General features: G+C 68.9%; 10 protein-coding genes. 2 read left to right on the plus strand and 8 right to left on the minus strand.

The genetic code is table 11. The features are described from left to right. Window positions 1–95 precede the first annotated feature (95 nt). From DFR50_RS30645 to ccmI, 4 genes are read right to left on the minus strand one after another with little or no spacing between them, the layout of a single operon-like run. A complete protein-coding gene (locus DFR50_RS30645; protein ID WP_113894082.1) occupies window positions 96–563 on the minus strand; it encodes a cytochrome c-type biogenesis protein in 468 nt (155 codons plus the stop codon). A gap of 5 nt (window positions 564–568) precedes the next feature. Continuing rightward, window positions 569–2548, minus strand: a complete 1980-nt coding sequence (locus DFR50_RS30650; protein ID WP_113894064.1) for a heme lyase CcmF/NrfE family subunit — start codon at window positions 2546–2548, stop codon at window positions 569–571. Next, window positions 2545–3000, minus strand: coding sequence for a cytochrome c maturation protein CcmE (gene ccmE / locus DFR50_RS30655; RefSeq protein WP_113894066.1), 456 nt, complete (start codon window positions 2998–3000; stop codon window positions 2545–2547). Before ccmE ends, DFR50_RS30650 begins: the two co-directional genes overlap by 4 nt. Continuing rightward, window positions 2997–4103, minus strand: a complete 1107-nt coding sequence (gene ccmI / locus DFR50_RS30660) for a c-type cytochrome biogenesis protein CcmI (RefSeq protein WP_113894068.1) — start codon at window positions 4101–4103, stop codon at window positions 2997–2999. The genes ccmE and ccmI overlap by 4 nt, the downstream gene beginning before the upstream one ends. 620 nt (window positions 4104–4723) lie before the next feature. On the opposite strand from ccmI, the gene DFR50_RS30665 reads away from it, so the two are divergent. Together DFR50_RS30665 and DFR50_RS30670 are read left to right on the plus strand one after the other, a co-directional pair. Beyond that, window positions 4724–6520: a sulfatase family protein gene (locus DFR50_RS30665; protein WP_210209091.1), complete on the plus strand. Its 1797-nt coding sequence runs from the start codon at window positions 4724–4726 to the stop codon at window positions 6518–6520. A gap of 126 nt (window positions 6521–6646) precedes the next feature. After that, window positions 6647–7633: an amidohydrolase family protein gene (locus DFR50_RS30670; RefSeq protein ID WP_113894072.1), complete on the plus strand. Its 987-nt coding sequence runs from the start codon at window positions 6647–6649 to the stop codon at window positions 7631–7633. 68 nt (window positions 7634–7701) lie between these two features. Here DFR50_RS30670 and DFR50_RS30675 read toward each other — a convergent pair whose 3' ends face one another. The 4 genes from DFR50_RS30675 to ilvD all read right to left on the minus strand — a co-directional run bounded on the left by DFR50_RS30675 (window position 7702) and on the right by ilvD (window position 15514). Further along, on the minus strand, window positions 7702–10893 hold the full coding sequence (locus DFR50_RS30675; protein WP_170153457.1) for a PAS domain S-box protein: 3192 nt from the start codon (window positions 10891–10893) through the stop codon (window positions 7702–7704). A 603-nt stretch (window positions 10894–11496) separates the two neighbouring features. Then, the gene (locus DFR50_RS30680) at window positions 11497–12048 is read right to left on the minus strand and encodes a hypothetical protein (RefSeq protein WP_147262985.1); all 552 of its coding nucleotides are present in this window, start codon (window positions 12046–12048) and stop codon (window positions 11497–11499) included. A gap of 238 nt (window positions 12049–12286) precedes the next feature. Then, entirely contained in the window at window positions 12287–13666 is a 1380-nt protein-coding gene (locus DFR50_RS30685; RefSeq protein WP_113894078.1) for an ATP-binding protein, read from the minus strand. A 6-nt stretch (window positions 13667–13672) separates the two neighbouring features. Then, window positions 13673–15514, minus strand: coding sequence for a dihydroxy-acid dehydratase (gene ilvD / locus DFR50_RS30690; protein WP_113894080.1), 1842 nt, complete (start codon window positions 15512–15514; stop codon window positions 13673–13675). Window positions 15515–16442 lie beyond the last annotated feature (928 nt).

Consider the following 16442-nt stretch of genomic DNA (forward strand, 5'->3'; position numbering starts at 1 on the left):
GGGCGACCTCTCTGAATAGGGTCAAGTCGTTCTCGCAAAACAACTTTTGCCTGATTCGGACGCCCGATGCACCCATCCTGTGTGAGAAATCCGGGCTAGCGGTCCGCCTCGGTCAGCGCGGCCAGACGCGCCTCCTCCTCGTCCGTCAGGGCTTCGACCGCGCGCGGGGCGCGACGGCGGGCGAACCACACCGCGGCGAGGCCGGCGCCGAGCGTCAGCGGCGCCGACAACCACAGGAGCAGCGTCTCCGGCTTGACCGGCGGCTTCAGCAAGATGAAATCGCCGTAGCGGGAGACTAGGTAGGCACGCACCGCGTCGTTGCTTCCGCCCGCGCCGATGCGCTCGCGGATCAGCAGCCGGATGTCGCGGGCGAGCGGCGCGTCGGAATCGTCGATCGACTGGTTCTGGCACACCATGCAGCGCAGCTCGGCCGACAGCGCCCGGGCGCGCGCCTCGAGCGCGGGGTCCTTCATCACCTCGTCCGGCTGCACCGCGAGGGCGGGGGCGGAGAGGGCCAGGAGGAGGGCGAGCCCGATCGGGCGGAGGCCGCGGGCGAAGGTCATCGCGCTCACTCCGCCGGCGCGGCCGCGAGCGCCGCCTTCGCGCGCCGGGCGACGCCGAAGCGCAGGCGGCGGTCGGCGAGCGAGAGGGCGCCGCCGAGCGCCATGGCGCAGCCGCCGAGCCAGATCAGGGTGACGAGCGGCTTCCAGTAGAGCCGCGCCGGGACGGCGCCGTCCGGCGCCGGATCGGCGATCGACACGTAGATCTGGCCGAAATTCAGGGTGACCATGCCGGCCTGGGTGGTGGTCATCGGCTGGGCGGCGAATTTGCGCCGCGCCGGCTCGATCGTCGCGACCAGGCGATCGCCCGTCCGCACCGTCATCGTCGCCACGGCCTCGCGGTAGTTCGGCCCGACCCGGTCGCCGACCGAATCGAGGGTGATCCGGTAAGGCCCGACCGCCTGCGCGACGCCCTTGTGCAAGGTGACGATCGCCTCGGCGCCGAAGCCAGCGCCGGCGAGGCCGAGCACCGTCATGCCGACCCCGATGTGGGCGAGCGCCGCGCCCCAGAACGACAGCGGCAGGCCGGCCGCCCGCCGCAACGCGACGCCGGCCGAAACGCCGGGTCGCCCTATGCGCATGACGACCTCGATCAGCGTGCCCACGATGACGAAGATCGCGAGGCCCATCGCAACCGGCGCCAGGATCGAGCCGCCGCTCAGCCACGCCGTAGCGACGATCGCCGCGAGCGCGCCCGCGACGATGGCGACCGTCAGGCGCTGGATCACCCCCAGCAGGTCGCCGCGCTTCCAGGCGAGCCCGAAGCCGACCGGCGTCACGGCGGCGGCGGCCAGCAGCAGCACCCCGCAGGTCATGTTGAAGAACGGCGCGCCGACCGTGATCTTCTCGCCGGTCAATTGTTCGAGGGCGAGCGGATAGAGGGTGCCGAAGAACACGGTCGCGCAGGCGGTGGTGAGCAAGAGGTTGTTCAGCACCAGCGCGCCCTCGCGCGACACCGGCGCGAACAGGCCGCCCTGCTTCAGGAGCGGCGCCCGCCAGGCGAACAGCGCGAACGAGCCGAGGATGAACAGAGCGAGAATCGCCAGGATGAACACGCCCCGGCGCGGATCGCTGGCGAAGGCGTGCACCGAGGTCAACACGCCCGAGCGGACGAGGAAGGTGCCGAGCAGCGAGAACGAGAAGGCGAGGATGGCGAGGAAGATCGTCCAGACCTTCAGCGCGTCGCGCTTCTCCATCACCGCCACTGAATGGATGAAGGCGGTGCCGGCGAGCCAGGGCATCAGGGAGGCGTTCTCGACCGGGTCCCAGAACCAGAAGCCGCCCCAGCCGAGCGTGTAATAGGCCCAGAACGAGCCGGCGGCGATGCCGATGGTCAGGAAGCCCCAGGCGACGAGGGCGAACGGCCGCACGAAACGCGCCCAGGCGGCGTCGATCCGCCCCTCGATCAGCGCGGCGGCGGCGAACGAATAGACGATCGAAAAGCCGACGTAGCCGAGATAGAGCAGCGGCGGGTGAATGGCGAGGCCGGGGTCCTGCAGGATCGGATTGAGGTCGCGCCCCTCGAACGGGGCGGGCGCGATGCGCGCGAACGGGTTCGAGGTCAGGAGAATGAACAGGAGGAAGGCGGCGCTGATCAGCCCCTGCACCGCGAGCGCGTCGGCGCGCAGCGTCGGCGGCAGCGAGCGGCCGAACAGGGCGACGATGGCGGCGAAGATCGCCAGGATCAGCGCCCAGAGCAGCATCGAGCCTTCGTGGTTTCCCCAGACGCCGCTGATCTTGTAGATCGCGGGGGCGGCGCTGTGCGAGTTCTCGGCGACGTTGAGGACGGAAAAGTCGGACACGAGATGGGCGTAGACGAGCGCCGCGAACGCGATCGCGACGCAGGCGAAGACGGTCAGCGCCGAACTCCGCCCGACCGCCATCAGGTCGCCGTCGCCGATGCGCGCCCCCCAGGCCGGGACGATCGTCTGCGCGAGCGCTGCGGCGAGCGCCAGGACGAGGGCGAAATGGCCGATCTCGACGATCACTTGACGTTCGCTCCTTCCTGCCAGCGCCCCTGCTTCTTCAGCGATTCGACGACCTCGCGCGGCATGTAGCGCTCGTCGTGCTTGGCCAGAATCTGGTCGCCGCCGATCCGGCCGTCGGGCCCGAGCACGCCTTCGACCACGACGCCCTGTCCCTCGCGGAAAAGATCGGGCACATTGGCGAAGCAGGCGCCCGGGCAGTCGACCGCGATCGCTTTCGTCCCGTCGGTCACGTTGAAGCGGAGCGAGGCGTCGGCGCGCACGACCGAGCCGGCCTCGACCAGCCCGCCGATCCTGACCCGGGTCCCCGGCTGCACGTGCTTTTCGGCCATTTCCGCCGGCGTCAGGAACAGCGCGAGGCTGTCTTTCATCGCATAGAGGCCGAGCCCGACGGCGCAGCCGATCACCACGAGGGCTGCGGCGATGAGCGCGAGGCGGCGGCTTTTCCGGGTCACTTGGCGTCTCCGAGGCCGAGATCGCGGGCGAGCGCGTCGAGGCTCGCGCCGGCGTCCGCGTCCGGCGCCAGCGCCTTGCGGGCGTCGGCGAGCGCGGCCCTGGCCTTGTCGCCCTGATGCAGCACGGTGTAGGCGCGAATGAGGCGCGCCCATTCGTCGAGACTGCCGCCATTCGTCGCAAGGCGGCTGGCGAGGCGGTTCACCATGCCCTCGATCATCGCCTGCTGCCCGGCCGGGACGGCGGCGGGGGTTTCCGCCGCTTGCGGCTGCGGCGGCGCGCCCTGAAGCGCGGCGACGCGCGCCTTGACCGCGGCGACGTAGGGGGCGTCCGGGGGCGCGTCGGCGACCAGCGCCTGGTAAGCGCGGACGGCGTCGCCGGTCTTGCCGTCCTGCTCGGCGGCGAGCGCCAGGTAGAAGCGGGCCTGCGGCAGGGCGGGGTCCTTGGCCAGCGCCTTGGCGAAGGCGTCGCGCGCCGTGTCGGTGACGACGCCGCCGGCCGCCGCCACCAGCGCTTCGCCGTAAGCCGCGCGCCGCGCCGGATCGTCGCCGAGCAGACGCAGGGTTTCGGCATAGGCGTGCGCCGCGTCCTCGTAGCGCTCGAGCCGCATGTAGACCGGCGCCAGCACCGCCCAGCCCTTGCCGTCGTCCGGGTCGGAGATCAGATGCTTTTCGACGCCGGCGATCGCGGCGTCGATGTCGGAGGCGGCGTGCGCGGCGGGATCGCGGCTCGCGAGCGGCGCGTCGGGCATCTCCGGCTGGCCGAGCAGGACATAGAGCGGCAGCGCGATGGCGGGAACGCCGACCACGACCAGCGCCGCGGCCGCGAGCCGGTTGCGGCCCTTGGGCGCCGGCGGGAGCGAGGCGCCCTCCGCCCGGAGCGCGAGCAGGCGCCGCGCCGCCTCGGCGCGCGCGCCGGCGGCCTCGCTCTCGGGCAATTGCCCGCGCTCGACGTCGCGTTGGATCTCGTCGAGCTGCGCCTTGTAGAACGCCGCTTCGCCCGACGCGGCCGCGTCGCGGTCATCGGACCGGGACGAGCGAAGCAGCGGCCATATCGCGGCGAGGACCGCGACAGCGGTCAAGCCCGCCAGGACAAACCACACCATGAAAGCCCTCTGGGCGGCCCCCGCTGGACCATCGTCAAAGCCCGGCTGCGTTAGCGCAAAACGAACGCGAGGTCTCGCGGAAAGTCTTTGGTCGCGAGGGTCGGGGCGATGCGTCGCAGGCGGCGCCGGGGCGGGGCGGCCGGCTCGTCACGGCGCCCAATCGGCCCCGGGCGGAGACAAGAGGCGCGGCGGGACTGTTTGCGGTCGTCCCGCCAGCGGCGCCGCGGCGCGAGCCGGCCAAGGGCGTTGGCGTGACCGCTGGCGAGCGCGTCGCGGCGAGCCCGGGACGACGCTCCCGTTTGCCGTCAAGTGTCGCTTCGCGGCCAACTGCGACCGGACAGTGTCGCCAGGCAGAGGTCCCAGCTTCGCTTTTTGCAGGACAAACCGGGTCTCTCTTCAGTCAGCGAAGACACCATGTCGCCAATCGGACGTGTTGCAACGACGCTTTCCTTGACCACAATCGACGATGTTTCTCCTGGTTCGAGGGCGTATTTTCAAAGCGAGAACTCTAATCGGGACTTGCTGAACAGAAAGTGGTATTGGCAAGCTCGGATGAGCCTCCTCGCGCAGGGCGCTGCGATCTTGCCGCCGACCAGCGCCGGCTTCCCGTGGAGAACGCGATGGACCGTCCAGCGGACGCAACAGGACATCCCACTCGACGCACGCTGATGGCCAGCGGGGCTGCGCTGTTCGGCGCCGCCGCATTGCGCCCGCAAACCGTCGCCGCGGCGCTGCAGGCCGGTTCGCCCGAACCCGCGACCGCCCCCGCAACGCCGCCCGGCGGCTACAACATCCTGTTCATCCTGGTGGACCAGGAGCACTTCTTCGAGCAATGGCCGATGCCGGTTCCCGGCCGCGAATGGATCAGACGGAGCGGCGTCACGTTCACCAATCACCAGGCCGCCTCCTGTGTTTGCGGGCCGGCCCGCTCGACCATCTATACCGGGCGGCATATTCAACACACCGGAGTCTTCGACAACGCCAACGCGCTTTGGCAACCGGATATGTCGACAGCCGTGTCGACCGTCGGTCGCCGAATGACCGCGCTCGGTTACCACGCGGCCTACCAGGGCAAGTGGCATCTCAGCAAAAACCTCGACCAGGCGCGGGCGGCGATCGACGCGCCGCTTCTGGACTACCGCCGGATCATCGAAACCTACGGCTTCGAGGACTTCTTCGGCGTCGGCGACATCATCGACACCACGCTCGGCGGCTATAATTACGACGACACCACCACGGCGTTCACCACACGCTGGCTGCGCACAACAGGCAAGGCGCTCCAGGAGGCAGGCAAACCGTGGTATCTCGCCGTCAATTTCGTCAATCCGCACGACGTCATGTACGTCAACTCCGATCTGCCCGGGGAGACGGTGCAGGGCAAGGCGAGCGCGATGCCGATCGCCCGTCCGCCGTCCGACGAGATTTACCGCGCCGAGTGGAACGACGCGCCGTTGCCGGCGACGCGCGGCCAGGCCCTCGATGCGCCGGGCCGCCCGCCGGGACAGCGGATCTATCAGGAGGTGCAGGACGTTCTGGTCGGCGCCTGGCCGGACGAGGATCGCCGTTGGCGCGTGCTGAGAAACTACTATTACAACTGCATCCGCGACTGCGACCAGCAGGTTGTCCGCGTCCTGGACTCCCTGAAGGCGAACGGGATGGACACGAACACCATCATCGTCTTCACCGCGGACCACGGCGAACTCGGCGGCGCCCATCAATTGCGGGGCAAGGGCAACACCGCCTACCGACAGCAGAACCACCTGCCGCTGATGATTGTCCACCCGGCCTATCCCGGCGGCAAGACCTGCAAGGCGGTCACCTCGCAGATCGACCTGACGCCGACGCTGATGGCGCTGACGGGCGCCGACCCCGAATCGCTGAAGAAGGCCGGCGCCGACCTCGTGGGACGGAACTTCTCCGCCCTGCTCGGGGCGCCGGAAGCGGCGGAGCCGGACTCGCTCCGGCCCGCCTCGCTTTACAACTACAACATGCTGTCGTTTCAGGACGCGAAATGGGCGGCCCGGATGGAAACGTCGATGCGCAACAGCGAGACGCCGGTGGCCGACGTGATCGCCGAACTGATCAAGGTCGAACCCGATTTTCATAACCGATGCGCCATTCGAAGCGTCTTCGACGGCCGCTATCGTTTCAGCCGCTATTTTTCGCCGCTCGCCTTCAATACGCCGACAACCTACGAGCAGTTGCTCGCCGGGAACGATCTGGAACTCTACGACCTCCAGAATGACCTCGAGGAAGTCGACAATCTGGCGACGAATCCGAAGGCTAACGCTGACCTGATCATGGCCATGAACGCGAAGCTGAATGGGCGCATTGCCGAAGAGGTGGGTGACGACGACGGCAGCTTCCTGCCGTTGAGGGACGGCAAGTGGTATTTTCCGACGCAGGCGAAAAATTAACGGAGAGCGTCCTGGTCGGATCGTCAGACCAGGCGCTCGACGCCGCGGTCGTCGGGCGGCGGCGCGGTATCCCGGCGGAAACGCTGAAGACGACGTGCGTTGTGACATTCACGAAGGGCCTGCCCGATGATCGGCAAGATCGCAGTCGAAGAACACTTCGTCTCCGAGGCGACGATGGCGTATCTACCCCCGCTCGGTGTGACCGACGCCGTGCAGGCGCATATCGACGGCGGCCTCGTCGATGTCGAGCGCCATCGGCTGCCGGAAATGGATCGCAACGGCATCGCGATGCAGCTCGTGTCGCTGACCGCCAATGGGGTTCAGATGGAGCCCGATGTCGCCAGGGCGGTCGATCTCGCCAAGCGCGCCAACGACGAGTTGGCCGAGCGGTTCCTGGCCAAACATCCCAGGCGCTTCGCCTGCATGGCGACCGTTGCGCTCCAGGATCCGGCGGCGGCGGCGGATGAGCTCGAGCGCGCGGTCAAGACGCTGGGGTTTTGCGGCGGCCTCGCGAACGGCTTCAGCAACCTCGGCGATCGGAACACCGGCGAATATTACGACCTGCCGAAATTCCTGCCGTTCTGGGAGAGGGTGGCCGACCTCGGAACGCCGTTCTACCTGCATCCCCGCGCGCCCTTGGATTCGCAGCAGGTCATCTATGAGGGTCACAAGGAACTTCTCGGGCCGGCATGGGCGTTCGGCGTCGAAACCGCCACGCATGTGTTGCGGCTGATCACCAGCGGATTGTTCGATCGTTTCCCCAATCTCCAGATGGTCATCGGTCATCTCGGCGAGGGGCTCGTGCCGATGATGGCCCGCGCGCAACGGCGGTTCGAGTACGCATCCTTCGGCAAGACGCTGAAGAAGCCGCTGTCGCAATACCTCAAGGACCATTTCCACATCTCGACCAGCGGCAACTTCCATACGCCGACCCTGATCAACGTGATCGCGGAGATGGGCGCAGACCGCGTTCTCTTCGCGGTCGACTACCCCTACGAGCGCTCGGACGAAGCGGCGCAATGGTTCGATTCCTGCGATATCGCGGAGGAGGACCGGCGAAAGATCGGCCGCGACAACGCGGTGAAACTGTTCAGCCTGGCCGCATCGGCCTGAACAGGAGCCGGATGGCCGGCGTCTTCGGGCGCGCCGCCCGCCGTTTCCGGCGCGGCGGCGATGGTCCGTCAGCGCCGCCGGGCGAGGACGTCGCTCAGGGGGTCGAGGCCCATCGGTTTCGTCAAATGCTCGTCGAAGCCCGCGTCACGGGTGCGACGACGGTCCTCGGCCTGGCCCCAGCCGGTGAGCGCCACCAATAGCATGTCCTGGCCGCCGGGAAGGTCGCGAAGGCGTCGGGCGGTCTCGTAGCCGTCCATTTTCGGCATGCCGAGATCGAGGAAGACGATCTCGGGCCTGAAGAGGGCTGCGGCCTCCAGAGCCGAAGCTCCGCCATAGGCGACGCGGACCTCCATGCCCATGCTCTCGAGCAGCATGGCGAGGCTGTCGGCGACGTCGCGATAGTCGTCCACGACCAGGATGCGGCGCGCGGACGCCGCCGCGGGGCCGGCGGCGGGTCGGGCGCCGGTCTCGGGCGCCTCCGCTTTCGCGAGCGGCAGCCGCACGAGGAACTCGCTCCCCCTGCCGACGCCCTCGCTGCGGGCGTCGATGCGGCCGCCGTGCAGGTCGACGAGTCTGCGCACCAGCGCCAGGCCGATGCCGAGCCCGGATTGCGAAAGGTCGGAACTCGAATCCATCCGGGTGAAAAGCTCGAACACGCGCGGCAGCGCATCGGCGGGAATTCCATAGCCGCTGTCGCGCACGCGCGCGACCGCCTCGCCGTTCTCTTCCCACGCCGACATCTCGATCCGGCCGCCGGGCTCGGTGTATCGCGCGGCGTTGTTCAACAGGTTGATCAGAATCTGAGCGAGCCGGGTCGGATCGGCTTCGAGCTGCAGCGGCCCGGACGGGAGCGAAACCGTCAAGTGATGTCGACGCTCGGCGATCAGCGGCCGGCTGGCGTCGACCGCGTCGTTCATGACCTGCGCCAGATCGACGGGCTCCTTCCGCAGCTCGATCAGCCCGCGGCTGATGCGGGAAACCTCCAGAAGATCGTCGACCAGCCGCACCAGATGGTCGACCTGGCGCGCCATCATGTCGCGAACCCATGTCGCCTTTTCCCGGTCGGCGCCCGCTCGCTTGAGGGCGTCGAGGCCGCTTCGCAGCGGCGCCAGGGGATTGCGCAACTCGTGGGCGAGGGTGGCGAGGAACTCGTCCTTGCGTCGGTCCGCCTCGCGCAGGGCTTCCACCGCCTCGACCCGGGTGGTGATGTCTTCGATCAGCGCGACGATCCATCGCGGCGCGTCGTCGGCGCCGCGAATGAGCGAAACGCTCTTGCGCACCCAGATGCTGTCTCCGCCCTTGCGGACGACGCGGTTCTCGAGGACGTAGCCGGGGATCTCGCCGGCGAACATCTTCTCCTCCAGCGCCAGGTTCGCCGCCCGATCCTCCGGGTGAACCAGCTCGGTGAAGACGGCGCTGCGAAGCTCTTCCAGCGAATAGCCGGTGATCGCGCACTGGGCCGCGTTGGCGTCGAGGATGCGGCCGTCCGGCGCCGTCATCGCAAAGCCGATCGAGGCATGGGCGAAGGACAGGCGAAACCGCTCCTCGCTGTCCCGCAGCGAGGCTTCCGCGCCGGCGCGCTGGACCGCGTCCCAGCAGCGCTCCCCGACTTCCTCGACGAGCTGGACCTGCTGCGGCGTCCATGCGCGCGGCGTCTTCGAGGTCGCGGTCAACCGCCACACCAGCCGGCCGGCCCGGATCAGGGGCGCCGACACGACGGCGGCGTAGCCGAATTCCGCATGGACCCGCCTCGCGCCGTCGGAGGACCGGCCCGACGCCTGGACGTCCGGCTCGACAAAAGTCTTGCCGGACGCGAGGGCCCTGACCAGTTCGGGAAAGTCGCTGTACCGATACTGGCCGGCGTAACTCGGACCCTGGTCGCGAATGTATTCGGCGCCGATGGCGACGATGCCCGCCTCCGCGTCGATCGGGCCGAAATAGACGCGGTCGGCCTGCAGCGCTTCCCCCAGACAGCGCGCCGCGGCGGCCTCGATCTCCGCCGCGGAGGCGAGCGGCCGCAACGCGTCGCTGAGCTTGAGCAGGACCGATTGACGTTCCTCGCTCTCGCGCAGCGCCTTTTCGGCCCGCCTGCGCTCGGTGACGTCGCGCACGACCGCGACCGAACCGATGATCGCGCCGTCCTTCCCCCTCACCGGCGCGGCGTTCACCTGGCGATGGCGCCAGTCGCCGCTGGCCGGGGTCCGGACGATCTCTTCCGAGTCCACCACCGTCTCGCCGCCGAGCGCGCGCAGCGTCGCGGATTCGGCGATCGGGCGCGGGCTGCCGTCGGGGCGACGCGCCTCGATGCTTCCGAGGAGGTCTTCGACGGCGATCGAGTCCATGCGCTCCAGGCAGAATTCCTTCAGCCCCGCCCGGTTGGCCAGCGTGAACCGCCGTCGGGTGTCGGCGAACCACACCTCGTCCCGCATGCTCGCCAGCAGCGCGGACAGGCGATCGCGCTCCGCCTGGACTTCGTCGAGCAGCCGCTCGCGCTCCGCCTCGGCTTCCTTCAGCAACGTGACGTCGCGGGCGACGCCGATGAGGCCGACGACATGGCCTCCGGCGTCGCGGCAGGGCGCCTTGCTGTGGAGAAAACACCGCGGTCCGGCGCCGCCGACGATCGTCTCCTCGACCGCTTCCGCCCGTCCCGACTCCATGATGCGCCGGTCGTTGGCCAGGATGGCGCGACCGTCCGCCGGATTGGCGAGAAACTCCTCGTCGGTTCTGCCGATGCACAGGTCCGCAGGCCTGCCGATCGCGGCGAGCGCCACGGGATTGGCGAGCAGCATCCGACTCTCGCGATCCTTCAGGTAGATCGCATCGGGACTGCCGTTGATGACCGCTCTCAGCAGCGCCTCGCTCTCGCGCAGCCGCTGTTCCGCCTCCTTCAGCTCCGTGATCTCGCGGGCCGCGACGACGGCCCCGATGATCGTCCCGGCGGCGTCCCGGATCGGCGAGAAATTGTAGCTGCCCCACCAGCTCTCGCCGCTGTCCGTCCGGATGAGGCGCAACTCGACGTTGGCGGCCGTTTCACCCGCGAGGGCGCGTGGAACGGGCCACTGGGCCGGCGGCGCGGAGCGGTCGTCCGGGAGCCGGACTTCGAATAGTCGCACCCAGTCGCCGGCATGCCGGCGGAAGGCGCTGTGGTCGGCGAAGCGATAGTAGCGAATGCATTCGGCGTTGAAATCGGTCACGCGTCCTTCGGCGTCGGTGACGAGAACGGCTTCGGCCAGGCTCGCGAAGGCCTCCGGGTGTCGCAACGAAGGTTCCGGGAGCTTTCGTTCGGCGGCGGTCATCTTGGCGGGACAATCGCAGCGCGACTGCGCGATAGCCCGGAAAGGGCGCGCGGCGCCGGCGGGCCGCCGCCGTCCTCCTCCGCAAAACCGAAAGTCCGCCCGTCGCAGCCGGGCGGAGGATCGATGCGGCGGCTCCGATCGCCGCCCCGGTCGAGGCCGGCGTCCGCCTCGGTCAGACCGTCGGCCGAGCGGACCGCTTCGCGCGAACCCCATCCCTTCGCCGGACACGCCGATCCCGAGTCGGCGCCGTCACGGAGTCCGAAACGACCGATCGACCCGTTCACAACCGGGAAAGTGTCGGATCTCGACGAAGGCATGCCATCCTGCGCGCAGGTGTGAGGAGCGAGCATAGACAGGCGCCGCCGTTCCACAAGCTCGGCGGCGGCGAGGGCGATCTTGCTCGTGGCCGAGGTCTCCTTGCCGGCCTGGCGCGGCCGGAGGGGCGGAAGGAGCGCCGGCGGCCGACGACTCTCCGAACCCCTGCGGCGGCCCTTGCCGGAAGAATGGGGCGATCTCGTGGTCGGCGCGGAATTCGCCGCCCCGGCTCCGATCTGCGGTTCGCCGCGGCTAGCTCGTCATCTTCCAGCCGCCCTCCGGCAGCTTGCAGGCGACGCCCTGACCATGGTTCGGCCGGCCGGCGACGTAGATGGTCTGGGCGTAGCCGCGGCAGCCGGCGCCGGTCTCGGCGCCGGGCTCGACCGAGCCGAACACGCCGTGGCCGCCGCGCCAGGAGCGCGGCTTGCCCGAATCGAGCGCGGCGATCTGGGCTTCCCAGGCGGCTTGGCGGTCGGCTTCGGTCAGCGACGCGCCGACCGGGCCGCCGAGCACGCCGCCGAGCGCCGCGCCGGTCGGAATCGACGCCGGCGAGGGCGGGACCGGCGCCGGCGCGGCCGGGACTTGCGCCGCGCCCGCGGCCGGGGGGAGCGAAGCGACGGCGACCGGCGCCGGCGCGGCCGGGGCCTGCGCCGCGCCCGCGGGGAGCGAAGCGACGGCGGCCGGCGCAGGCGCGACCGCCGGCGCGGAGGCGCTCGGGGCGGAACTGTCGCCGAAGCCGAAGCCGCCGCATCCGGCGAGCGTGGGCGCCGCCAGCGCCGCCATCAGCATCACCCTCGCCCTCATCGCGCCCGCGCCCCCGTGCAGAAGTCCTCCCGCGCTTTATAGCGGCGGCCGCGGCGAAAGCCATGGGCGCCCGGCGGCGAACCCGGGGTCGCTGGAGCAGCATGATGTCGAGTTCGCCCGCAACGGTCAGGGCGAAGAACGCCCCTTGGGCGAGCCCGGATGGACGAAGCGATCCCCCGATCGAAGGGCGCCGCAGCGGCGTGGGCGCTTGACTTCGCTCGCCACGACGACGCCGACGTTAGACGCAGGGCAGGCGCAGCGACGCCCGCAGGCCGCCGAGCGGGCTCTCCTCGAGCTGCAGCGAGCCGCCGTAGATCGACGCCAGCTCGACCACGATCGCAAGACCGAGCCCCGACCCCGGCCGGGACTCGTCGAGCCGCTTGCCGCGCTCGATCGCCTTCTCGCGGGCGGCCGGAGCCAGGCCCGGTCCGTCGTCGTCGATGTCGGCGATCAGGAACGCCGGCAGGTCCCTGGCCGCGGGCGGGACGCGACGGGCGCGGATGACGACCGTCTCCTCCGCCCACTTGCCGGCATTGTCGAGCAGATTGCCGATCAGGTCGGTGAGGTCCTGCGCTTCGCCGCGGAACTTCAGGCCTTCCGGGAGGTCGGCCTCGAAGACGAGCCCACGCTCCGCGTGCAGCTTCTCGAAGGTGCGCACGAGGCCCCCGACGACGGGTTTGACCTCCGTCACCAGGCCGGCGGTCCTTGCGCGCGCGGCGGCGCGCGCCCGGTCGAGATAGAACGTCACCTGCTGGCGCATGATCCCGGTCTGCTCGCGCACCTTGTCGGCGAGATTCGGGCTCGCCGAATCGGCTTCGTTGATGAGCACGCTGAGCGGCGTCTTCAGCGCATGGGCGAGGTTGCCGACCTGGGTCTGGGCGCGTTCGACGATCTCCCGGTTGGAGTCGATGAGCTGATTCACCTCGGCAGCGAGCGGCGCGACGTCATGCGGGAATTCGCCGTCGATGCGCTGGGCCTCGCCGCGCCGGATCGAGGCGACCCCCTCGCGCAACACCCGCAGCGGCCTGAGGCCATAGCGGACGGCGAGCGCCGTCGACGCCGTAAGCGCCAGCGCCAGCGCCAGAAAGGTCGCGGCGAGCCCCCATTCGAAGCTTCGCTCCTGCGACTGGATGACGTCGGCGTTGGCGGCGACCTGGACGAGGTAGCGGCCCTCGTCGCCGGCGTCGATCTGGCGCTCCACCATGCGCAGCTTTCGGCCGCCCGGTCCGATCACGTAGCCGCTGAGGATGTCGCCGTGATCGGGCGACACCGCGACGAGATGGGGAAGCTGGGTGGCGAACAGCGACCGCGAGGCCCGGATGTCGGGCGGCGCGGAATCGAGCCGGGTGATCTGCCAGTACCAGCCGGAGAAGGCGAGCTCGAACTGAGGCGCGATTCCCGCCGGGGCGCCTCCCTTGGCCTCGTCGCCGGAGACGGGGAGGTTGGCGACCAGCGCCTTGAGATAGACGCCGAGCTCGTCGTCGAAATTCGCCTCCGTCCAGCGCGCGTTGAGCGCGCTCAGGCCGAGCCCTGCGAGGACCAGAATGAGCGCGCTCCAGAACGCCGCCGACAGGAAAAGCCGCGCCGCGATCGAACGCGCGCCGAACCTCAGCCGCATCGCGCGCTACGGCACCTCGCGCACGGCGCCGCGGGCGGCGCTGGTGGCGAAGGCGGCGTAGGCGCGCAAAGCCTGCGACACCTTTCGCGCCCGCGGCTTGGCGGGCTTCCAGGCGGCCGCGCCCCTGGCCTCCATCGCGCGGCGGCGCGCAGCCAGCGTCGCGTCGTCGACCGCGAGCCGGATCGAGCGGCCGGGAATGTCGATCTCGATCCGGTCGCCCTCCTCGACCAGCGCGATCGCGCCGCCCTCGGCGGCCTCAGGCGAGACGTGGCCGATGGAGAGCCCGGACGTGCCGCCGGAGAAGCGGCCGTCGGTGATCAGGGCGCAGGCCTTGCCGAGGCCGCGGGACTTCAGATAGCTGGTCGGATAGAGCATCTCCTGCATCCCCGGCCCGCCGCGCGGGCCCTCGTAGCGGATCACCACCACGTCGCCCGCGACGACCCGGCCGGCGAGGATGCCCTGCACCGCGTCGTCCTGGCTCTCGAAGATGCGCGCCGGGCCGGCGAAGGTCAGCACGCTCGCGTCGACGCCGGCGGTCTTCACGATGCAGCCGTCGAGGGCGACGTTGCCCTTGAGCACCGCAAGCCCGCCGTCCCTCAGGAAGGCGTGGTCGAAGTCGCGGATGACCCCCTTCTCCCGGTCGTCGTCGAGCGACGGGTAGCGCGCCGACTGGCTGAAGGCGACCTGGGTCGGGACGCCGCCGGGGGCGGCGGAGAAGAACTCGCGCGTCGCATTGCTCGTGGTGCGCTTGATGTCGTGGCGGGAGAGCGCGTGTTCGAGCGACTCGGCGTGGACCATGTGGACGTCGCGGTTGAGGAGGCCGGCGCGGTCCAGTTCGCCGAGGATCCCCATGATGCCGCCGGCGCGGTGGACGTCCTCGACATGGACGTCGGCGACCGACGGGGCGACCTTGCACAGCACCGGCGCGCGGCGCGACAGCCGGTCGATGTCGGCCATGGTGAAGTCGATCCCGGCCTCGTGGGCCGCGGCGAGCAGGTGCAGCACGGTGTTGGTCGATCCGCCCATCGCGATGTCGAGGGTCATCGCGTTCTCGAACGCCTTGAAATTGGCGATCGAGCGCGGCAGCGCGCCCTCGTCGTCCTCCTCGTAATAGCGGCGGGCGAGGTCGACGATCAGGTGGCCCGCCTCGACGAACAGACGGCGGCGGTCGGCATGAGTCGCAACGATGGTGCCGTTGCCGGGAAGCGACAGGCCGAGCGCCTCCGTCAGGCAATTCATCGAGTTGGCGGTGAACATGCCGGAACAGGAGCCGCAGGTCGGGCAGGCCGAACGCTCGATGGCGGCGACGTCGGCGTCGCTCACCTTGTCGTCCGCCGCCGCGACCATTGCGTCGATCAGGTCGACCTTGCGCGCGCCGGTCGAGAGCTTGACCTTGCCGGCCTCCATCGGGCCGCCGGACACGAACACCGCCGGGACATTGAGGCGCAACGCCGCCATCAGCATGCCGGGCGTGATCTTGTCGCAGTTCGAGATGCACACGATCGCGTCGGCGCAATGGGCGTTGACCATGTACTCGACGCTGTCGGCGATAACCTCCCGCGACGGCAGGGAATAAAGCATCCCGTCGTGGCCCATCGCAATTCCGTCGTCGACCGCGATCGTGTCGAATTCCTTGGCCACGCCCCCGGCCGCCTCGACCTCGCGCGCCACGAGCTGGCCGAGGTCCTTGAGGTGAACGTGGCCCGGGACGAACTGCGTGAAGGAATTGGCGATGGCGATGATCGGCTTGCCGAAATCGCCGTCCTTCATCCCGGTCGCGCGCCAGAGGCCGCGCGCGCCGGCCATGTTTCGGCCATGAGTCGAGGTGCGTGAACGATAGGGGGGCATTGCTTGCGCCTGACGGAGACGAGGAGGGGCGCCGAGGGGACGCCTGGATCGGCGTCATTTTCGCATTGTTTGGCGGCGTCCAGCAAGCGGCAGTCCGGCGCCCGTTTTACCGTGCGTTCAAGCTCCGGCGATCCGGATGCGCCAGACGGCGACGTTCACGTCCGGAGCCGCCCTGAACAGGAATAGTTGAAACAGCGATAGCGCCTATTGTTTTGGAACAATTCTCAGCTCCGTGAGTTTATCTGGGGACAGTCGTTACCGACGCCTGGTACGTATCGGAGGATAATACAGATAACATTGTATGCATTGCTTACATGCGCTTTCCGAAGGTGGCTGGATACTTATCCGCCTCGGCGTCATCCTCAGCTCCAAGCGTGTAAACAGAACGGACGAGATGATCGTTCGCCATGATATAGTTCATCTATCCCCGTCATAATACCGATGTATGTAAGGCGAACACCTACGGTGTTCTGACAGCAAGAAAATTATGATAGCGCTGCCGTCGTAATCACAAAAAATGCGGCAAAACGACGCTTACACTGTAAATCATGTTGTGTAAGAATTGTTAACAAAAATACAAAAGGTCATCAAGGGAGGTCGGGGTATGATCCAACACAAGAATCAATTCAAATATATGTAATCAGGAAACATTCGCTCAGCCTGATGAACGATAGAATCGCCTTCGAGCCATGAAGGCGGCTGTCGAACTTCACGACTACATACTCGCTTGGAATGGTCCGCTGTGCGTTGTCTCGACGCGGACGCAGGACAAGTGCGCGCCACCGAACGGGGCTTGCTATGTATACGATTCAACAGATCCAGCTTCTGCGCGCTTCGGATCCGGGCGTCCTGCTTCCCGGCATCGACACGGTGACGGGAAACCAGACGCCGCTGGCGTCGCTCAGCGGGTTCGCGTCGTTGCCGGGCT

Source organism: Roseiarcus fermentans, from assembly GCF_003315135.1.
In the GTDB taxonomy this organism is placed as follows: domain Bacteria; phylum Pseudomonadota; class Alphaproteobacteria; order Rhizobiales; family Beijerinckiaceae; genus Roseiarcus; species Roseiarcus fermentans.